At 46.3% G+C, this 19,350-nt stretch carries 19 protein-coding genes; 4 read left to right on the forward strand and 15 right to left on the reverse strand.

What is annotated here, in order from left to right; genetic code table 11:
• Positions 1 to 20: 20 nt before the first annotated feature.
• Positions 21 to 1,232, reverse strand: a complete 1,212-nt coding sequence (locus M1403_01595) for a DUF3048 domain-containing protein (GenBank protein MCL4397702.1) — start codon at positions 1,230 to 1,232, stop codon at positions 21 to 23.
• 238 nt (positions 1,233 to 1,470) lie between these two features.
• Between M1403_01595 and M1403_01600 the strand changes: the two genes are divergently transcribed.
• Complete coding sequence (locus M1403_01600) at positions 1,471 to 1,614, forward strand: DUF5679 domain-containing protein (protein ID MCL4397703.1); 144 nt, start codon at positions 1,471 to 1,473, stop codon at positions 1,612 to 1,614.
• 90 nt (positions 1,615 to 1,704) lie between these two features.
• Here M1403_01600 and M1403_01605 read toward each other — a convergent pair whose 3' ends face one another.
• A complete protein-coding gene (locus M1403_01605; protein ID MCL4397704.1) occupies positions 1,705 to 2,424 on the reverse strand; it encodes a SurA N-terminal domain-containing protein in 720 nt (239 codons plus the stop codon).
• On the opposite strand from M1403_01605, the gene M1403_01610 reads away from it, so the two are divergent.
• Positions 2,423 to 2,593: a hypothetical protein gene (locus M1403_01610; GenBank protein ID MCL4397705.1), complete on the forward strand. Its 171-nt coding sequence runs from the start codon at positions 2,423 to 2,425 to the stop codon at positions 2,591 to 2,593. The two genes, M1403_01605 and M1403_01610, sit on opposite strands and share 2 nt — an antisense overlap.
• Positions 2,594 to 2,601: 8 nt before the next feature.
• On the opposite strand, the gene M1403_01615 is transcribed toward M1403_01610, so the two are convergent.
• The 12 genes from M1403_01615 to M1403_01670 form a co-directional block, all read right to left on the reverse strand.
• Positions 2,602 to 4,137, reverse strand: coding sequence for a YifB family Mg chelatase-like AAA ATPase (locus M1403_01615; GenBank protein MCL4397706.1), 1,536 nt, complete (start codon positions 4,135 to 4,137; stop codon positions 2,602 to 2,604).
• 342 nt (positions 4,138 to 4,479) lie between these two features.
• Complete coding sequence (locus tag M1403_01620; protein ID MCL4397707.1) at positions 4,480 to 5,499, reverse strand: AI-2E family transporter; 1,020 nt, start codon at positions 5,497 to 5,499, stop codon at positions 4,480 to 4,482.
• Positions 5,496 to 6,530: a hypothetical protein gene (locus M1403_01625; protein MCL4397708.1), complete on the reverse strand. Its 1,035-nt coding sequence runs from the start codon at positions 6,528 to 6,530 to the stop codon at positions 5,496 to 5,498. Before M1403_01625 ends, M1403_01620 begins: the two co-directional genes overlap by 4 nt.
• Before the next feature lie 47 nt (positions 6,531 to 6,577).
• A complete protein-coding gene (locus tag M1403_01630; protein MCL4397709.1) occupies positions 6,578 to 7,780 on the reverse strand; it encodes a C39 family peptidase in 1,203 nt (400 codons plus the stop codon).
• Entirely contained in the window at positions 7,759 to 8,634 is an 876-nt protein-coding gene (locus M1403_01635) for an ABC transporter permease (protein ID MCL4397710.1), read from the reverse strand. Before M1403_01635 ends, M1403_01630 begins: the two co-directional genes overlap by 22 nt.
• Positions 8,631 to 9,308, reverse strand: a complete 678-nt coding sequence (gene ftsE / locus M1403_01640) for a cell division ATP-binding protein FtsE (GenBank protein ID MCL4397711.1) — start codon at positions 9,306 to 9,308, stop codon at positions 8,631 to 8,633. Before ftsE ends, M1403_01635 begins: the two co-directional genes overlap by 4 nt.
• Before the next feature lie 3 nt (positions 9,309 to 9,311).
• A complete protein-coding gene (locus M1403_01645; GenBank protein ID MCL4397712.1) occupies positions 9,312 to 9,809 on the reverse strand; it encodes a hypothetical protein in 498 nt (165 codons plus the stop codon).
• A 21-nt stretch (positions 9,810 to 9,830) separates the two neighbouring features.
• Positions 9,831 to 10,829, reverse strand: a complete 999-nt coding sequence (locus tag M1403_01650) for a PCRF domain-containing protein (GenBank protein MCL4397713.1) — start codon at positions 10,827 to 10,829, stop codon at positions 9,831 to 9,833.
• Between the two features lie 67 nt (positions 10,830 to 10,896).
• A complete protein-coding gene (locus M1403_01655; protein ID MCL4397714.1) occupies positions 10,897 to 11,565 on the reverse strand; it encodes a DsbA family protein in 669 nt (222 codons plus the stop codon).
• Positions 11,552 to 13,879 (reverse strand): magnesium-translocating P-type ATPase, encoded by a 2,328-nt coding sequence (gene mgtA, locus M1403_01660; protein ID MCL4397715.1) that lies wholly within the window; start codon positions 13,877 to 13,879, stop codon positions 11,552 to 11,554. Before mgtA ends, M1403_01655 begins: the two co-directional genes overlap by 14 nt.
• 6 nt (positions 13,880 to 13,885) lie before the next feature.
• A complete protein-coding gene (locus M1403_01665; protein ID MCL4397716.1) occupies positions 13,886 to 14,554 on the reverse strand; it encodes a phosphatase PAP2 family protein in 669 nt (222 codons plus the stop codon).
• Between the two features lie 5 nt (positions 14,555 to 14,559).
• Positions 14,560 to 15,051 carry a DNA-3-methyladenine glycosylase gene (locus M1403_01670; protein ID MCL4397717.1) on the reverse strand — a complete coding sequence of 164 codons (492 nt, stop codon included), beginning with the start codon at positions 15,049 to 15,051 and terminating at the stop codon, positions 14,560 to 14,562.
• Here M1403_01670 and M1403_01675 point away from each other — a divergent pair.
• On the forward strand, positions 15,038 to 15,661 hold the full coding sequence (locus M1403_01675; GenBank protein ID MCL4397718.1) for a peptide chain release factor N(5)-glutamine methyltransferase: 624 nt from the start codon (positions 15,038 to 15,040) through the stop codon (positions 15,659 to 15,661). The genes M1403_01670 and M1403_01675 overlap by 14 nt on opposite strands.
• Here M1403_01675 and secA read toward each other — a convergent pair.
• On the reverse strand, positions 15,658 to 18,384 hold the full coding sequence (gene secA / locus M1403_01680; protein ID MCL4397719.1) for a preprotein translocase subunit SecA: 2,727 nt from the start codon (positions 18,382 to 18,384) through the stop codon (positions 15,658 to 15,660). The two genes, M1403_01675 and secA, sit on opposite strands and share 4 nt — an antisense overlap.
• A gap of 23 nt (positions 18,385 to 18,407) precedes the next feature.
• On the opposite strand from secA, the gene M1403_01685 reads away from it, so the two are divergent.
• A complete protein-coding gene (locus M1403_01685; GenBank protein ID MCL4397720.1) occupies positions 18,408 to 19,349 on the forward strand; it encodes a hypothetical protein in 942 nt (313 codons plus the stop codon).
• The last annotated feature ends 1 nt before the right edge of the window (position 19,350 follow it).

The following is a 19,350-nucleotide window of genomic DNA, read 5'->3' on the forward strand; positions in this document are numbered from 1 at the left end:
TTATGTAACTATACCACTTTTTAGCTAGTTGTCACCTGTTGGCCAAGCGGCAGAGTTTCAATCCATATCTGCCCGCGATTAAATTTTATTTCCCGTCCGGAATTATCAAAATACTTCGTCCTGTCTGTCCGACTCTTTTTGGACCAAGTTCCCTCAGTTACCTTTCCGTCAATTAAAAATTTTGCTTTCCCCGAACCTTTGGTACCATAGAGCATGTGCACTCCATGACCTTCCTCGTTATAACCATCATCAGCAACAGTGAGAGATTCAAATTGTAAAACAACATCTTTAGCCAAAATTTGCTGATTGGTATCCATGTCCCGGTGCTCCGTACCGCCGTTAAAACGCAGGTATGAGTTGCTATCCCGGTCATATTTCCAAGCGACGGTATAGTCATTGGCGTAAGAAGTGTCTATGTTGGCCAGCGAAAAAGTTACGGTCGCCCCGCTGGCTGGCCGGTCCGATAAAGCGGCGTCGTCCTTAAAAGTCCAGGGCGTAAAGCTGGTATTCCAACTGGTAGTTTTCCCTGTCTGATCGTCAGTTTCCGTGTTAGTCAGCCCTCTTTTTGCTGCCGCGAAGTTCCACAGTTTACTCGTAGAGGCATAAACCGTGTGCTCAGTCGGAGTGTCCGGTCCCAGGCGGTCATAATCGCGCCAGAAAGTCGGAAAACCGATACTGAATTGGTTTAAGTCGTTATATCCTTCCCAACCGTAGCGACCGATTTGGCCCAGAGCATCCGCTGGACCCGGAGTGTTGGCTCCGCCGACATGGGCGTAAAGTGGAAAATCTCCATATTCCGAGATCCAATCAAGATAATAGGTCCGGGCGGAACGAACCGGCCCGACAATTTCCGAACTGTCACAATAAAAAACAGCCATAAAGCGGCTGATTCCTCCTTCAGCGTCCGCCTCATAAACAATATCTGCCGAAGAAAGGCCGGATTGCGGCCGGGCAGCTTTGGAATTTTCAATCATAATCCCCAGAGGCCGGCGCTGTTCCCATTCAGTTCTCTGTGGTTTAGGATAAAGCGTGCCGTTAAGCGGACAGGCTTCGGTCCGGGGCAAATTAGCATATTTTTTCTCCGGCACCTGGAATTTACCATTCTTGTCAGTAGTTGCAGTCGTTGTAGCGTCCGGAACTCCGGGGCGAAAATAGGAAAAAGCAGCGTAGGAACTACCTGCGCAGAGCAAATAAAGAGCCAGACCTAAAAATATAACTGTCGTCTTTTGCATGATGAGTAATTTGCGTATTCATACTATACAAAGCTTGACCGGAGTTAGTCAATATGCTAAAACAAGCTGCATGACTTCCGCGCCAAAAGATTATTCTTATGTCGGTTCCGATATCAAACGCATTCTTTTTTTGACTCTGCTTGCAATTCTTTCGCAGCTTGTGCTATGGTATGTGCTAGGCAAAGGTTTAATAAAAATCTAGCTTAAAGTAACTGCCTTAAAGGGGGTGAAGAACTAAATGCAAGGATATTGTGTTAAATGCCGCGCCAAAGTCACTATTGCCAACGGTAAAGATGTGACTTGGAAGAACGGCCGCAGAGCCCATGTCGGCAAATGCCCGACCTGTGGCACCACTGTCGCTCGGGTTATGGGAAAAGCCTAAACTTTTTTGAAGATTTACTTTAAAAAGAAGCTTTCGTAAGGAGGCTTCTTTTTTTAGGGAAGGTCTACCTGAAAGCGATTCAGATAGATCTTAGAAAAACTTGAGAATTTTGGCTTGGGATTTGAGAGAGGAAAAGTATTGCTGAAGGATGGTGTTTTGTTTCTGGTTGGTTAAATCCGTTTTGGCTTCTTCCCGTAACCCAGCCTCATCAGTTGCCGTCATGGACGCGCGGTTTTTGTCAATGTAGTCAGAAATTTCCTGATCGGAAACCTGGACCTTGCCGGCTGTCAGTTTTTCCAGCATCAACTGTAATTCAACCCGATGACGGAAATCAGCCACTGTTTCACCCTGTTGGGCCAAGGCATCCTGCAAAGAAATTTGCCCGTTTAAAGTTTTTTCAATCGAAGCAATCTTGGTCTCAATTTCTGCCGGCGTCACGGTAATTTTATTTTTGGCTGCTGCCTGACGAATCAACATTTCCCCAACCATCTCGTCAAGAGTGGCATCGCCGTACTGGCTTTCAAGTTGCTTATCAAGACTAAGACGCATAATCGGCTGGTTATTCACCATCGCCGCCACAAACATGCCCTTATTGCGGTAAAGCAAGAGAGCCAACACGATTAACAATAATCCCAAAACGGCAAAGCGGGAGAAATTTCTGGGAAGAGAAACCCTGCGGGCGGAAACTTTTTCTACCGGAGCAGCCATTGCTGTCGCCTTAGAAAGATTAGCAGCTCTGACGGAATTTTGACGGGAAACTTTTTTCGCGGCAGAAGTTTTCGCTGATGTTTTTTTTGCAACCCTTGGCATGATTGCCTGTATTTTCGGCTATCGGCCTGATTTCGTCAAGGGAGCAGTTTGGGTCCCCAGAACTTCGCCGGAATTGGCTGACGGAAGAAAATTATCTGCTTTTGCAAATATCACCAATATTAAGCAAATTAAAAACCAGATAATAATCTTTCGCACTTTAATATTTTAACTCTCTGGTCAACCGTAAATTTTATTGTCTTCTTCCTTTTGCCGAAAACCCAAAGCTTCGGCCACATGAGTTTTTTCAATATTCTCCGAACCAGCTAAATCCGCAATGGTCCGGGCCACTTTTATAACCCGGTGAAAACCCCGGCCAGAAAGGTTTAAAGCAGCCACTGCTTGTGTCAGCAGGGCCGTAGTTTCTTCGTCTAACGGGCAGAAAATTTTAACCGCTTTGGCTGAGAGTTCCGCATTGCAGGTAATCCCGGTATTTTTATACCGCTCTTGTTGCCTCTCCCGGGCTTTTTGAACATTGTTTCGGATTTCCGCGGAGCTTTTCCCGGGTTCCAAATCGGTTAATTTTTCCGGCGGAATAGTAGCGCAGAAAACATGCAAATCAATCCGGTCCAGGAGTGGTCCGGAAAGGCGTTTTTTGTAAGCGACGATCTGATGCGCCGTACAAATACATTTTTTCTTGGTGTCATTTAAGTTACCGCAGGGACAGGGGTTGGAAGCGGCAACCAGAATGAATTTAGCCGGAAACTGGCTGGTCCCCGCCGCCCGAGAAACGGTTACAAAACCGTCTTCGAGGGGCTGGCGCATGGCTTCTAAAACCTGGCGGGGAAATTCGGCAATTTCGTCCAAAAACAAGACACCCCGGTGTGCCAGAGAAATTTCACCGGGTTTAGGATGAGTTCCGCCGCCGATTAAGCCCACATGGGAAGTGGTGTGGTGAGGGCTACGAAACGGCCGTTTTTTAACAATTGGATTATCCGCAGGTAAAAGACCGTTAATGCTATAAATTTTTGTAACCTCAATAGCTTCTTCCTCGGTCAGTTTCGGTAAAATTGACGGGAAAGTCCGCGCCATTAAGGTTTTACCCGATCCCGGGCTGCCAGTCATGAGACAATTGTGTCCTCCGGCTGCGGCAATTTCCAAAGCTCGGCGTGCTGATTCCTGACCGCGGACATCCGCAAAATCAAATTCGTAATTTTCCTCCACTGTAAAATCGAGCTTTTCTTTAGGTACCGGACTGATTGTTTCTATCCCTAAAATGTGGTCGACAAGCTGTTTTAGTGAAGATACTGGATAGACATCCACTTCATTAACAATGGCCGCCTCCCTGGCGTTTATCGCCGGCACAAAGACCCGTTTAAATTTTTTCTCTTTGGCTAAAAGGGCAATGGGTAACACTCCGGGGGTGGAACGCAGCTCTCCATCCAACGATAGTTCCCCCAAATAAAGGGTGTCCGCAGAGTTTTCTTTAAGAGAACCATTAGCCAAAAGCAAGCCGACAGCAATCGGCAAATCATAAATAGCCCCTTCTTTCGGCAAGTCAGCCGGCGCCAGATTAACAGTTATTCGGTGGGTAGGAAAATCCAGGCCGGAGTTATTAATGGCTGATCGTACCCTCTCCCGCGCTTCTTCGACCGCTTTATCTGCCAATCCCACTATTTGGAAACTGGGAAGAGCCCGGGACGCAACATCAACTTCAACAGTGATTAGTATCGAATCCAGTCCCAAAACCGCCCCGGAAAAAACTTTGGCTAGCACTACATAAATAGTAGCATAAAGAAGAAAAAAGAGGCTCTCTAAGACGAGTAAGCCAGATTCTGTTTTAGCAACATCTATCTATGCCCAACTACTTCGGCCACCAGGAAGCTGTGGTCTTGGCCATTCGGTTGGTTGCAGCGGGGGGAATTGCTTCGTTGCACCCCTCTGATAGTTTTAGGCTACCAGAAGACTCGTCTCTGTAGCTTCACCGTCCGCGTACATGAATTGTACGTGGCCCCGGAAATTAATCCGGGCACCCTGCTTCCTGCTGTCTGGACTTTCCTCCCGCCACAACTTCGCAGATGTTGGCGGGTAGTTGCCCTGTCTTAGAGAGCAGGGTAATTATACCATATTTGCGCCCCAAATATGGTTGATAATCACTTTGATGGAGGCCACTACCGGCACGGCCAAAACATAGCCCACCACTCCGAATAAATGCCCTCCGGCCAGCACGGCAAACATTACCAGTAGTGGATGCAGTTTGGTCGCCCGGCCCATAACCTGCGGGATGATAAACAAGTCCTCGGCCTGACGCAAGACGGTATATAAACTAATAACGGCAATAACATCCAAAAAAGGAACCGGTCCAAGCCGGGAAAATTGATCAGTAAAAGCAACAATTGTGGCGACAGCTGCTGCCATTACCGGCCCGATAAGGGGGACAATTTCCGCAAACCCGGTAAAAATTGCCAAAATCAGAGCATAACGTACCCCGATTAAAATTAGTCCGATATAAGTGAAGACCGCCATAATAGCAATTAAAAGTAGCTGCCCGCGTAAATAATTTCCCAGAACCTGGTTTATTTTTGCCAGAATTTCCGTCCCTTCTTCACGGGTTTTTGCCGGCAAAAAGTTCAGGAGGTTTTTTTGGAAGCTGTGACCGTCTTTAAGAAAATAAAAAGCGGCTACCAGAAAGACCAAAAGAGACACCGTCCGGTTTAAAGCTCCGGGAAGGTATGCCGTTACCCTCCGGTTAGGTAAAAGCAAAGAGGCCCGCACCGACTCAAAAGCATCCAGGGCAAACGGCTGAAGCCATTCCGGCAGGAGAGTAATCTGGGAATTAGTCTGGCGGATAAAATTACGGGCTTCAGCAGCAAACTCGTCAGATTCCTGACCGAAACGGACACCAACATTTATCGCTATGGCTGCCAAACCGCCGATAATCAGAATATATATCAAAGCGATGGCCAGGGGCCGCGGGAGTTTCAGCCGGTGGGTTAAAAAAGTGACCAGGGGGTTAAGTAAATAAGCGAAAATCGCGGCCAGAATAAAAGGCATGAGCACTGACCGGACGGCATAAAGAACCGCCAGCAGGGCCAGTCCGAAAATAATATACAGCAAATGACGCCGCTCTATCTTCATGTTTTATGAAACTTCTGTAGAATTATATCCCAAACTCCCTTGCCGTGCAGAAACGAGACCAACGAGCCAATTAAAAACAGACTTCCCAGACCAATCAGGGCCAAAGGAATTTTATCGGTCGAAGAATCGATTTTAACCGTTTCTACGGCTGCCGGCGTCGATACTTTCTTTGGTTTGGCGCTTTCTGTTCCCAAAACTGCGCTTTCCGAAGTCTTCGCAGTCACTAACACCGGTATTTTTACCAGCTTGATGGTTTTGGCTTCTGACTCAAAAAAATCCTCAGCATCTTTTTTCCTCATCCTGATCCGGATCTCATAGTTTCCGGCGTCTTTATCTTCAGAAACTATCCCCCACGCCTCGCCGTGATAATCCCCGGTGTTGCCGGTAGTAATCAGGGGAAATTTCACCCAGGCCTCATTATCTGACAAATAAGCCGAACCATTTTTCGTCCGGACTCCGCGGACTTTAAGATAATACTGTTTATTGGCTTCAAAATTTTTTAAATTGACAGAGACTTTAAAAACCTCGCCGAGATTGCCTTGAACCGGGGGACTAAAGGTAATTTCCGGCAATGGAGTTTGGACGATAGTTACAGTATTGTTATTTTGGCTATTATTGTTGTTACTATCCTGGGCCGCACTATCCTGAACCGGGGCGGCGTTGATCTGGATTGCGACCGCATCCGAGTCACCATAATCCCGAAGCCTCAAAACAAGAAGGTTATTGCCAGTAAAGGCAGAGCTTCCCGGGCGTCCGGTCACCATCCCGTTCCAGACACCAAAAGTGTCTGTCGTAAATGCAGGAAAACCGGCCCAGGCATCGTTGTCTGACAGCCAATCGCCCGAAGAACTCCTGGTTTGCCCCCGGGTCATGGAACCGGATGTGGTTCCGATCCGAAGCTTGAGAGTATAGCTAGAACTGGCTGCCAGACCGGAAATCGAAGCGGCTACGGAAAATGGTTCACCAATGGTTAAAGCGGCAGACGGAGTGCTGATGATTATGGCCGCCAACAATGCCAAAGCAATAGGCATTAAAATTAGTATGCTTTATGACCAACATAAATGCAAATATCGGAAGCTTAATTCTGACGGACCGTATCAATTTCTGAAATACTGTTAATCGAGTACTTGGAAGTGAAAGAAATGTCTTTGCCGTTTTCGACATAAGGATCATTCATTTTGTAATCTCCATTTGAACCGCTGACCAAAACCACAAAGTGAGACGGCCCGGCCCCGATTCCTACTATAACCGGTTTACCTGAAGATAATTCGCCGTCAATTTGCGAATAGGAAATTCCTTCACGCCGCCACGATCCGCCGGCATTAATAGTTTTATTCAAAAAGGCCGGATAATAAATCGCGAAATTTGAGGAATCATTATTGATGGTTACCGGCGTAACATCTTTATGACCATAATGGGTAATCACCATTGCCATCGAAGTCACAAGACATCCGCTGTTGGCCAAGGTGTAACCGGTATGATTGAGGGCCATTGCTCCCCAACTGCTATCACGCTGGTTGTAGTAGCAACCCCAATCATCACATTTCGTCTGATTGGAGAGTAAACTGTCGCCGCCTTCCAGGTTTACAAAAGAGTTAAAAGCTGCCAGTTGCGCTTTTGCCTGAGCCAAAAGCTGCTGATAACGCGACTCGTCATTTTGCGTTTCAGTTAAAAGCTGCTGTTTGTCGCGGTTTTCGTGATCGAGCTCGATTTTTTGAGATTGCAGCTGAGCCGAAAGAATTTCCTGTTGTTTTTTTACTTGCTCCAGTTCCGTTTTCTGATCGTTATAGTTCTTCCGGCTGGCAGCCATCTGAACCATTACCTGTTTATCGTGCTTTTGGACAATACGCATGTATTCAAACCGCTGAAAGAAATCCTGAAAATCCGAGGCCGAGAGTAAATACAGCACCGGGTCAGTGCGGCCCTCGACATATGTCTGGACAATTCTGTTAGCCAAAATGTCGCTTACCTGGTTTAAGGTGCCTTCCAAAACCGTGATTTTTCCGGTAACGCTGGCAATATTTTCATTTAGTCGATCCAATTTATCCTGAGTAACAGTAATCTGTGATTTTGTTCGGGAAATTTTAGTGTTAATTAAGTCAATCTGGGAAGAGAGGGTTTTCTCCTGACTTTGGGTATCAGAAATCTTTTGGGTATAGCAGTCAACCTTGCTTTGGCCGGAAAGCGAAACGCAGGAATCGTCAGCCAAAACAATACTCCGGGCAAGAAAAAATGCCGATATTAATAGCAGAAAGCAAGTTAGCCTTTTAAGTAGCGCCATACTGCCAGAAAACTTCCGGTGATCCCGACCAGTCCTCCGCAGATTACGGCTCCGCCCAAGATTTCCAGCATAAAAATCGGAGATACCGGCAGCAGCGAGATCCCGGCAAAATAAGGCAGAAGATAGGGTGTTAAGAAATAAAGCAAGGCGTAAAGCACTGACCAGGAAAACAGAGCTCCGAAAAAGCCGTAGAAAAACCCTTCCAGCAGAAACGGCAGACGAATATAGCCACTGGAAGCTCCTACCAGCCGCTCCACCTCAATCTCTTCTTTACGCAGCGCAATCTTCATCCCGATTATAGTTAAAATCGTAAACAGCGAAGTGGCTACAAGAAAAGTAATTAGGCCCAAACCGCCTTTACGGATTTTGTCCAGAACACCAATTAAGGTGTTGACAACATCTTTCTGGTAGGAAATATCCTCAACATTCGGAGCGCTCTTTAAGATGTCATAAAGCTGGGGCAGATCAGAAACATTTTTTGCGGAAACTTCCAGGCTGGCCGGCAGGGTATTGGCGGTAACCAGTTCCAAAAGCATCGGGTCAGCTTTATTGCGCTCTTTATAAATTTCCAGAGCTTGCTCTTTGGAAACAAACTGAATGCTGGCGGCCTTACCGGTATCCTGTAAAGCCGAAACGGTGTCGGCCACCTGATCCTGGTTGTTTATCGTGTCGTTAAAGAAAACAATAACTTGAGGTTTTTGCTCCAGGTAACTCAAAAGCTGATGCGAACCCAGAGACAAAAGCAAGAAAACCAGCCCGACAAAGCTGGTCAGAGTCATGATCATAATAGCCGCTGCTGCCTGATAGGGGCTACGTCTCATGTGCTGCCAGGTGACAGACATCTGATGTTTCATTCGCGATACTTTCCTTTCTTATCCGAAATAATTTTCCCGTCTTTGAGCCGAACCACTCGTTTGTTCAGCTTATCCACAATCTCGGGATTATGCGTCGCCATGATTACCGTGGTTCCATTATCGTTGATTTGCTCCAGAATTTTAACTATCTTCCAGGCGTTTTCATCATCAACATTACCTGTCGGCTCATCTGCCAGGAGATACTTTGGGTCTCCGGCCAGCGCCCGGGCAATGGCCGCCCGTTGGAGTTCGCCGCCGGAAAGCTGAGCCGGAAAACAATTAATTTTCTGACTCAGGCCTACCAGCTCCAACTTTTCCCGACTTTCAGTATCGACTTCCTTGGCGTTTTTGCCTAAAACCCAAAGCGACAGGGCAACATTTTCCAAAATACTTCTGTCGTTTAACAGTTTCAGGTCCTGAAAAACGCAACCAATCTTGCGCCTTAGCTGAATAATCTTTCCGCCGTTTATTTTTTTGAGATCATGTTCGTCAATTTGAACCTGGCCGGAGCTGGGAAGAAAGTTACGCAGAATCAGCCGTAAAATTGTAGTTTTTCCGGCTCCGCTCGGTCCAACCAGGAAGACAAATTCTCCATCATTAATTTCCAGATTAATATCGTCGAGGGCTGTGGTACCATCGGGGAACTTTTTGGTAACCGAGTCGAGTTTGATCATTCATTACAAAACTTTAATCCGGCCCACATCCATGAGCCAGCCCGCCTTCTGTCCCTGGAAAGTTTCGCCCCAGATCTGGACTTTTTTACCGACATATTTGGATAAATCGATAACCGAGGAAGTCAGATAAACGTTCTGTGACGGACCACCATCCCGGACAAGGACATGCGTTCCCTCATTAGTAATCTTGCCGTCATTTTCCTGCAAAGTGCCGGTGGCTGTGTCTTTGAAAGTCGAAGCATCTTTGACTCCTTCCTCTGTCGGTGTCTGGACCACTTCCACATTTTTTCCGGCCAATCGGACCGTTCCGTCAGTATTTTTGCGATAGAGAAAATAGCCGGATAGCAAACCCAAGAGAATCGGGACCAGAAGGATCAGTAAAACTTTTTTGTCCATCCTTGCCGAATCAATCCTTGGGACACCTTTGGTTTGACCGCTTAGCGGTCGAATAATCGGAGTTTCGTCGTTTTGAGCCGGTCTGCTGGTTTTTATTTCTTCCATTTCACTTACATCCGCATTTAACTATGCAAAGAAGTGTAGCTCGGCTTGGATGAAGTTGTCAAGGCGGCCATTTAAAATGGCGTCAGTATCGGACTCTTCATAATCTGTGCGCAAGTCTTTGACTAAATGATACGGGTGCAGGACATAGGAACGAATCTGATTTCCCCAGCCCGGTGTCAGATGAACACCTTTGAGTCGGGCAGCTTCTTCTTTAGTTTTCTCTTCTTCCAGAGCCAGCAGTTTGGCCTTAAGAATTTTTATGGCAATCTCGCGGTTACGCGATTGGTCTCTTTCTTTCTGGGAAGTTACGACTAAACCCGTCGGCTTGTGGGTTAAGCGAACGGCGCTACTGACCTTATTAACATTCTGGCCGCCATGCCCGCCGCTTCTAAAAAAGTCCCAGACCAGATCTTCCTCCTTGATTGTTCCCTGTTCACTACTTGTCGTATCCTGAAATACCGGCATAACTTCAACTAGAGCAAAGGACGTCTGTCTTAAATGATCGGCATTAAAGGGCGATTGCCGGACCAGCCGATGGACTCCAGCTTCATGCTTTAATAAACCATATATATTTGAGCCGATTACTTCGAAGGCAACTGTCTTAATTCCCGCTTCTGAACCCGGTTCGTACTCAATTTCTTCCAGCTTCCAATTTTGTGATTGAACAAATTTTGTATACATTCGGTAAAGCATCTGGGCCCAGTCCATCGCCTCAACCCCTCCCTGGCCTGAATGAATAGCGACAATTGCGTTAGAAGTGTCGTATTTTCCGGAAAGATAAAGTAAAGTCTCCAGTTCTTGCACCAATTCCTCAGATATTTCCCCTCTATCCAGTTTTTCCAATTTATTTGTTAGTTCCTGAAGTTGTGCCAGCCTTTTGGTTTTTTCCGTGGCCGCTTCCCGGTTCTGCCAGAATTCCGGCTTTTCCATTTCCGCTTCCAGTCTCCGCGCTTCCCGCCTTTTTTCATCAGGATTAAGTTTCTCTAAAATTTTCTTAGCTTTTATTTGCAGATCATCCATAAACGAAGACATTATATCTTACCTTGGAGATCCCTAGCTATCGCTCGGGATAACCTACTGCGGTGGCTCACTTTAATCTAAAGTCGATTTCCTGCTTAAACTGATCAATACTCTGGCCGCCGGTAAACTTAGTACCGTTAACAAAGAATGTCGGAGTAGCGTCAATTCCCACTTTATTACCATCAGCCTGATCATTTAACACTTTTTGCCGTATAGCATCGGAATCTAAATCAGCCGCAAATTTAGCCGTATCCAGCCCCAAACTTTGAGCCAAGCCAATAGCTTTATCTTTATCAAAAGCGTAGTCCGGCGATGATTCGAAGGCAGCAAACAGCGCGTCGTGCATTTCCCAAAACTTCCCCTGCAACCCCGCTGCTTCAGCGGTTTCCGCCGCTAAAAAGGCGTATTGATGAGAAGGTAAGGGAAATTCACGATAAACAAACCGGACACTGCTATTTTTATAAGTATCCAGCATCTGTGCCACGGCTGGCTGAGCCGCCTGGCAGGCCGGACATTCAAAATCAGAAAATTCCACAATAGTGACTTTAGCGTTTTCCGGACCGAGAAAATGAGAGTCGGGCCGAACCAAAATACTGGTATCCACCACCTGAGCTGCCGCCGTTGATCCTGAGCTGCTGTTTCCCTGTCCGGACAAAAAAGCCACCCCGCCAATAAGGATTAGCGTGCCGGCAATAATCGCAATAAAAACTTTGGTTTCTGTGCTAAGATTGGGCATTTAAGCGCATTTTAACAGTCTGGACTAAAAACAAATAGGTTACCGTTAACAATAATAACACAACCAGCAAGATAAACGGCAGGGAAACGAAAGAAAAAAGGTGAGCCAATGGTGTAAAGGGAATGATTAGAGCCGTCAGGGCCATGCCGCCGCAGGTTAAAACCATCCCTGCGCTTGGCTGGCTTTGCAGAAAGGGAATTTTGCGGGTCCGGATAATAAACACAACCAGAACCTGAGTTAACAGTGATTCCACAAACCATCCGGTTTGAAACAGCGAACCAGCCGCTCTGAAGAAAAAGAGCAGAATACCAAAGGTTAAAAAATCGTAAACTGAACTAATCGGTCCAAAGACCAGCATGTATTTCCGAATTGTTCGCATATCCCAGTGTTGGGGGCGCTGCAAACCTTCCGGATCAACATTGTCCGAAGAGATTGAAAGCTGGGAAACATCATAAAGCGAATCGGACAACAGCACCTGGGAAGCGGTCATGGGCAAAAACGGCAGGAAAAATGACGCGCCGACCGCCGAAAAAGCGTTACCAAAATTGGAACTGGTTCCCATGAGAATATATTTGACAGTGTTGGCAAAAATCTTGCGCCCCTCAACCACTCCGTCGGCAATTACCGCCAGGCTTTTACGTAGCAGGACTACCGACGCCGCATCCTTGGCCACATCCACCGCGCTGTTAACGGAAATTCCCACATCGGCACTGTGCAGTGCCAAAGAATCGTTAATCCCATCTCCCAAAAAGCCCACGCAGTGTCCGTTGGCTTTAAGCAGATTAACAATCCGAAGTTTTTGTTCCGGTGTCATCCGGGCAAAAATATCCAACTCCCGAAGTTTTTCCCGAAGTTCCCCGTCAGCCATTTCTTCAATCCGGGGACCGGTCAAAATTTCTTTAACCGGAATCCCGATTTCCTGGCAAACTTTCCGGGTAATGACTTCGTTGTCACCGGTAATAATTTTCACTTTTACTCCGGCGGTTGCCAGCCTTTCAATGGAAACTTTAGCCGTTTGCTTCGGGGTGTCGGCGAAAGTCAAAAATCCTGCCAGGCTTAGGCTTTTGGCGTCTGCAAAACTGTAGTGTAGTTTATCTTCGATAGATTTTGTCGCTACAGCTACTACCCGTAAACCCGCTTCGTTCAGGGCAACAATCCTCTTTCTCAAAACTGTCCTTTTTTGTGGTGTTAAACGGCAAAACTCCAATACTTCATGCGGCGCTCCTTTATAAATCAGCTCTCGCCCGGACGGACCTTCAACAACGGTTAGCATCGCCCGCCGACCATAATCAAACGGCTCCTCGGCGACCTTTTCATATTTTTCCGGTACATGATAGTTAGTATTATGAGCAAATGCCCAGATACTACTGTCAATTGGGTCACCAAAAATCCGGTGATGGACAATTGCGCCATTACAAAGCAGAGCCAGATCCAAAATCCGATCATTTTTGGTTCCGTTAGCGTCAAAGTACCCGGTTAAAGATATTTTCCCTTCTGTCAGAGTTCCGGTTTTATCTGTGCAGAGGATATCCATGTTTCCCAAATTTTCGATAGCCACCAACTGTTTAACGATTACTTCTTTTTTAGCCAATCTGCCAGCTCCATGAGATAAACTAACGGTAATAATAACCGGCAATAGTTCCGGAGTAATCCCGATGGCAATAGCCAGGGAAAATAGCACCGATTCGATAAAAGACCGACCTAAAAGACTATTAATAGTAATGGTGATAATTACCATCACCACTACTACCCGAACCAGAAACAGACTAAAACCGCTTAAACCTTTTTGAAAACTGGTCTGTGGTCGACTGGCTTCCAATTTAGTCGAGATTTTTCCAAAGCGGGTCTGGGATCCGGCCGCCGTAATTTTTCCCTGGGCTGACCCGCGAATTACCGTTGTTCCCATAAACGCCGGGTCGCCGTTTTTCTTAGCAATGGTCGCCGCTTCTCCGGTCAAAGCCGATTCGTCTACTTCCAGGTTGTCCGACTCCGTTAAGATAATGTCCGCCGGAACCACACAGCCAGGGAAAAGAAAAACCACCTCTCCAGGATTGAGATTTTTTACCGGCACTTCCTGTTTGATCCCGTTTCGCACGACTACTGCCATCAGGGAAATTCTTTTCAGAAGATCTCTGACTGTCCGTTCCGCGCTAAACTCGTTCCAAAAACCCATCAGGATCGACAAGACGATAAGAAGAAAGATTATGACCGCATTGGTTGTTTCCCCCACCGTAAAAGAGATTACCGTTGCAACAACCAAGATAATTAACAACGGATTTTTAATCTGCCGAAGAAAGATACCGAAGGCCAGCATAAGTTTTTAGAAGTAACTGACGGCAAAAAAGCCCATCGCCAAACCTAAAAATAATCCGCCAAGTGTGTCGCTGGCCCAATGCTCGCCAAGATAGATGCGAGAAACAATCATCACCAGCGCGTACAAAACGGCAGCAACCGTCACCCAACGGACCTTAAGATATCGGACGATCAGAAATGAACTAACAACCATTAAAAATAAGGTCCGGCTGACGTGACCGGAAGGAAAAGAACTGTTAGTCGACACATAGGAAGTAGGAAAAGAGAAAGGCAAAGTATATCGAAAGAAATTTTGCGGTGGGCCAGGGTGATAAAGGCCTAGTTTGCCGATGAATTCAAACATTAAAATTACTCCGAAAAAGACCAGGGCAAAAAAGATCTTCTTTTCTCTTCGGAAAACCCATAAGGCCAGAAGGAGAACCAGGAGAGTGGTCACTTCAAAACTTCCCAAAAGCGACAATATCGACAAAGGAATGTCCAGGGTTCTGGGAGTGACGGACTGGAGATATAAAGTTGTTTGCTCATCAAAATTACCAAAGACCCTTTTTGCTTCCAAAGCCAGTATCACCAAGAAGATCAGGAAAAAACCGGAACCAGTAAAAAAATAGGAAAAATTTTTCGGCAGGGTGTTGGCTTTTTTAAACTCTGATAGCAGATATTTGCTTAATCTCTTCACAAAGATTATGTTAACACAAATCGCAGGGGTTTGTCTTTCCACTCTTTTGCATAATCCACCCCAATTCTCGGGGTTATTTTTATTTTCTGCCGGCCGACATCCTCTCTTTCAGTAATGTATAAAGGGCCGGCGACAGTCATATCCACTCCGTTAAGTTTGGTAGTAATTCCTAAGCTTCGGCAAAGCCTGCCCGGTCCGGAAATGTCTCCCGCCCCCCGAATTAACACCGCCGCGCCGTCAGGTCCGGCCACCACATTAAGACAATAGTACATCCCGTAAATCATATAAATGTAAGCGCGGCCTGCCGGGCCAAACATAATTTCCGTTCTTTTTGTTCGGCCAAACCGGCTGTGGGCTGCCAGATCATGTGGCCCCAAATAGGCCTCAGTCTCGGTTATTTTCAGCTTCTGATTTCCGCGGACTAAATATTTTCCCAAAAGCTCCGGTGCCAAAATATCCGCCGGTTTATTGTAAAATGCCCGGGTGAGAAGTTTCATGCCGCCCGAGTATACCAGAGGTTTAGCAAAATTTTATAAAAGAGACTTTATTGTCTCGCCCGCCGTCTTGATCCCCAGGATTGAAACTGAAGAAATTATCGAGCAGGTTCCCGCTAATGCTAAATTGATTGCCGATGTCGGCACCGGCAGCGGCTGTCTGGGCATTTCCCTGGCGGAGAAATATCCCGCGGCTACTGTTTATATCTCAGATATTTCCAACGAGGCCTTGTCTATCGCCCGCCAAAACATTCAAACCAAAAACGTTATTATCCTAAAATCTAACTTGCTATCCGGCTATCCTGTTAACCTGCTATTTGATGTTATCGTCGCCAACTTGCCCTATATTCCTTCGAAAAGAATTTCTCGGCTACTAGCTGCGATACGAAAATATGAACCCCACTTAGCTCTCGACGGCGGTCCCGACGGCGCCACTTTAATTAATCAATTGATTAAACAGTTGCCAACTCGCCTCAAGCCCGGTGGTTTAGCCGTTTTGGAAATTGATGATACCCACACTTTGAAAGTCTTTGATCTTCCGGAAAGTTTCAGCGGAGAAATAAAAAAAGACCGGTTTGAAAGAAACAGATTTATAATTCTTAAAAGAAGCTAATTAGGATAATGACAGCGCTTGTATTTCTTGCCGCTCCCGCACCAGCAGGGATCGTTACGACCCAGTTTACTGTGATCTGATTTTGGAGGCACAGTTGTATTTAGTTTGCTACCTGTCAATGCCTGTCCAGTTCTGCTAGTATCTGTCAGCGTCTTTTCCTCTTGTTTCACTCCGCCTTCAATGTTCTCCACTTGAGCAGCGTTAGTTACCGCCTGTTGCATTTGGGCAATCTGTTCCGGTGTGGCCACAGCAATTTTATAGATCCGGTGGACAATTTCGCTGTCAACGGCCGCCATCAGTTTTTCGAACATGTCAAAAGCTTCCGATTTATATTCAACCAGGGGGTCCCGCTGGCCGTAACCGCGTAGCCCGATGCCTTCGCGAAGATCATCAATAGCTTCCAGGTGTTCCATCCAGAGAGTATCGATAACCCGTAGCATTTCCTGCTGTTCAATGTAACGGGAAATTTCCACGCCCATCTGTTTTTCCCGGTGGTCATAAACATCACGGGCAATCTGCTGTAAGGTTTCCACTGTCTCTCCTCCTAGAGAAAGTTTCTTAACGATTTCTTTGCGGGAATTCTCGTCAAACGGAATAATCGTGGCGTATTCCTCGACAAGTTTAGCCGTGCTGTCATCCTCAAAGTTGCCGGAGTAGGAAGCGACCATAGTCGCAATTTCTTTATCAATCTTATCGAGAATAAACTGTTTGCTCTCGTTCTTAAAATTATCGTCCAGAACCTTGCGCCGCAGTCCGTAAACAATTTCCCGTTGTTTATTCATGACATCATCATAATCCAGCAGGTGTTTGCGTGAGTCGAAATTAAACTGCTCTACCTTACTCTGAGCCTGCTCAATCGCCCGGTTCACCATCCCGTGTTCCAGCGGCTGATCTTCGGGGATATTAAAGAAAGTCATCAGTTTTCCCACCTGGTCCCCGCCAAATAGACGCATAATGTCATCATCCAGCGCCAGAAAAAAACGGCTGGAACCCGGATCACCCTGCCGTCCCGCCCGACCACGCAGCTGGTTATCGATCCGGCGGGATTCGTGCCGTTCAGTGCCGATGACATGCAAACCGCCGAGTTTTACAACCTCATCATGATCCTTTTCCCATTGCTTCCACTCCTTTGTTCCCACCATTGGCCGTCCATCTTCAAAACTTGGCTGATTGCCGCCCAAAAGAATGTCAACACCCCGGCCCGCCATGTTTGTGGCCACCGTAACCGCACCCTTTGTGCCAGCCTGGGTAATAATCAGCGCTTCTTTCTCATGCTGCTTAGCATTTAAAACCTGATGGGGAATGCCTTTATGGCGCAGAAACTGAGAGATAATCTCGTTGCGGTCAATCGAAGTCGTGCCAACCAAAACCGGCCGACCGATTTTGTGCATCTCTTCAATTTCATGAACAATTGCGGCATACTTAGCCCGTTGGGTTTTATAGACCTGGTCTGCCTGATCAATTCTGACCATTGGCTTATGTGTCGGGATGACCACCACATTCAGTTTATAAATCTTATGAAACTCTTCGGATTCCGTAGCGGCTGTGCCTGTCATGCCGGCAATTTTTTCATATTTACGGAAATAGTTTTGCAAAGAAATGGTAGCTAGCGTCTTTGACTCCTGCTGTATCGGGACACCCTCCTTAGCTTCCACCGCCTGGTGGATACCTTCGCTCCAGCGCCGTCCCGGCATGAGTCGCCCGGTAAACTCATCGACAATGACCACTTGATTATCCCGAACAATATAGTCGCGTTCTTTTTGGTAAAGAGTTTTGGCCTTCAGAGCGGCCTCAATATGGTGAACTGTAGAAAAATCTTTCTCATAAATATCTTTTGTACCCAAAAGTTGTTCAATCTTGCCAACTCCGTGGTCAGTTAAATGGGCGGTTCGCAATTTTTCATCAATGACATAGTCCAGTTTCGGGGTTAGTTTTTCTACCAGCTGGGCGTATTCATAATATTTTTGGGTGGCTTCTTCCTGAGGCGCAGAGATAATATGCGGAGTGCGAGCCTCGTCGATTAGAACTGAGTCGACTTCGTCAACAATCGCAAAATAAAATCCTCTCTGGACCAGTTCTCCCGCGCTTCGGGCCATATTGTCCCGCAGATAATCAAAACCAAATTCGGAGTTGATACCATAAGTAATATCCGCCGCGTAGGCTTCTTGGCGCGAAATCGGCCGCAAATGCCGCAATCGCCAATCCGCTGCTTTTTCGTCAGTAAATTCCGGGTCGTATATAAATGAAGTATCGTGGATAATTGCCGAAGTGGATAACCCCAACAAATGAAAAATTGGCCCCATCCAGCCACTGTGACTCCTGGCTAAATAATCATTCACCGTAACCAAATGGGTTCCTTTGCCCGCTAGCGCGTTAAGATAAAGCGCGATTGCGGCGGTTAAGGTTTTACCCTCTCCGGTCTTCTGTTCGGCAATCTTTCCCTGATGCAGCACAATTGAGGCCATGATCTGTTCATCAAATGGCCGCTGATTATTTACCCGGAAAGACGCTTCCCGAATTAAAGCAAATGCTTCAGGTAAAAGTTCATCAAGGCTTTTTCCGTTAGCGACTTGTTTTTTTAGTTCTGCAGTTTTTTGCGCAAAATCATTATCTTTAATTTTCTTAGTTCCAGTTTCCAAGCGATTAACTTCCTCTAGAATCGGAATTAGCTTCTTGATTTCCTTGTCATTTGCGTTTATATACTTATTGAGAAAATTAAGCATCAGTCTGCCTATTTTACCATTTGATGACAGATAAATCAGAAGAGTTTAAAAAGAGAACCAATCGATCTTTAGCCGATTTCCAGCAATTCATTGATAAAAGTCAAATTTCCCCTTCTATTTATAGCCCCGGAAAGGTTTTCGTCCGCCGACACAATTTTTTAAACATTGTTCAGGAAAAATCTTCAGAAACTATTGAATTATCCTATACGGACATCCTGCGGGCCGGCGGATACACAGTTCCCACCGAAGTCAATCCCGCTTACGCCCAAGCCGGCTCTCTTGGCCACGAACTCATCATTTCTGAACTGACCAATCGGCTCAATTCCTTACCCCGTCCCAACCTGGAAACAGAACTCCTTGAAGAACTCCTTAAGCATCCCAAACTAGCCGCTTTTGATGAGACCGAAGGTTCACAAATGTGGATGTTTTCTCCTCATAAGCCCTTGGCTCGAGACATTGCTCAAAAGATTATCCGGGTCGTTAATAACTACCTGCAGTTGAAACGGCAAAATCCACTTTTTGAGAAAACGGCCGTTATTCCTCTTGGAATAATTCATGAACACCAAGTTGTACTCATTACCAGAGGTGATGCAATTGAGGGTAATGTTGGCGAAAATACCATTGTTGATAATTTTAAAACTGGACTCACGCAGACAATGTCACTAAAAAGAGTCCACTTGGACACCTTTGTCCAGGAAGCCACGGCAGCAGCGATAGAAAATTCTTCACAGGTAAACCGGCCAGCTTGGCGAAACGGAAAGCTGACTGATGAATGGGTATACTACAGTCAAAAGCCGTTAAGCGAACTGGAAATCAGACCGATACCCTTGGGGAGAATAGTTTGTACTGACGGCCTTCTCGGGCAGGAAGTTAAGTTCAGTGACAACACCCGACAGGAAAAAAGGCGCTTCTATGACCTTGCAGCTGAGGCTATTGCTAAAAAGTTAAAATTGTCAACTCGCTAAA

This window comes from Patescibacteria group bacterium, assembly GCA_023380635.1.
In the GTDB taxonomy this organism is placed as follows: domain Bacteria; phylum Patescibacteriota; class Microgenomatia; order JAMCZE01; family JAMCZE01; genus JAMCRP01.

Bases quoted from the DNA above. Each gene is read 5' to 3' on its own strand.
- mgtA (MCL4397715.1), bottom strand. From the start codon at position 13,879: ATGCTGGCCTTCGGTATCTTTCTTCGGCAGATTAAAAATCCGTTGTTA.
- M1403_01625 (MCL4397708.1), bottom strand. From the start codon at position 6,530: ATGCCTATTGCTTTGGCATTGTTGGCGGCCATAATCATCAGCACTCCG.
- M1403_01670 (MCL4397717.1), bottom strand. From the start codon at position 15,051: ATGAAACTTCTCACCCGGGCATTTTACAATAAACCGGCGGATATTTTG.
- M1403_01610 (MCL4397705.1), top strand. From the start codon at position 2,423: ATGATTGCCTGTATTTTCGGCTATCGGCCTGATTTCGTCAAGGGAGCA.
- M1403_01620 (MCL4397707.1), bottom strand. From the start codon at position 5,499: ATGAAGATAGAGCGGCGTCATTTGCTGTATATTATTTTCGGACTGGCC.
- M1403_01605 (MCL4397704.1), bottom strand. From the start codon at position 2,424: ATGCCAAGGGTTGCAAAAAAAACATCAGCGAAAACTTCTGCCGCGAAA.
- M1403_01600 (MCL4397703.1), top strand. From the start codon at position 1,471: ATGCAAGGATATTGTGTTAAATGCCGCGCCAAAGTCACTATTGCCAAC.
- M1403_01630 (MCL4397709.1), bottom strand. From the start codon at position 7,780: ATGGCGCTACTTAAAAGGCTAACTTGCTTTCTGCTATTAATATCGGCA.
- M1403_01655 (MCL4397714.1), bottom strand. From the start codon at position 11,565: ATGCCCAATCTTAGCACAGAAACCAAAGTTTTTATTGCGATTATTGCC.
- M1403_01650 (MCL4397713.1), bottom strand. From the start codon at position 10,829: ATGGATGATCTGCAAATAAAAGCTAAGAAAATTTTAGAGAAACTTAAT.
- M1403_01595 (MCL4397702.1), bottom strand. From the start codon at position 1,232: ATGCAAAAGACGACAGTTATATTTTTAGGTCTGGCTCTTTATTTGCTC.
- M1403_01685 (MCL4397720.1), top strand. From the start codon at position 18,408: ATGACAGATAAATCAGAAGAGTTTAAAAAGAGAACCAATCGATCTTTA.
- M1403_01645 (MCL4397712.1), bottom strand. From the start codon at position 9,809: ATGGAAGAAATAAAAACCAGCAGACCGGCTCAAAACGACGAAACTCCG.
- secA (MCL4397719.1), bottom strand. From the start codon at position 18,384: ATGCTTAATTTTCTCAATAAGTATATAAACGCAAATGACAAGGAAATC.
- ftsE (MCL4397711.1), bottom strand. From the start codon at position 9,308: ATGATCAAACTCGACTCGGTTACCAAAAAGTTCCCCGATGGTACCACA.
- M1403_01635 (MCL4397710.1), bottom strand. From the start codon at position 8,634: ATGAAACATCAGATGTCTGTCACCTGGCAGCACATGAGACGTAGCCCC.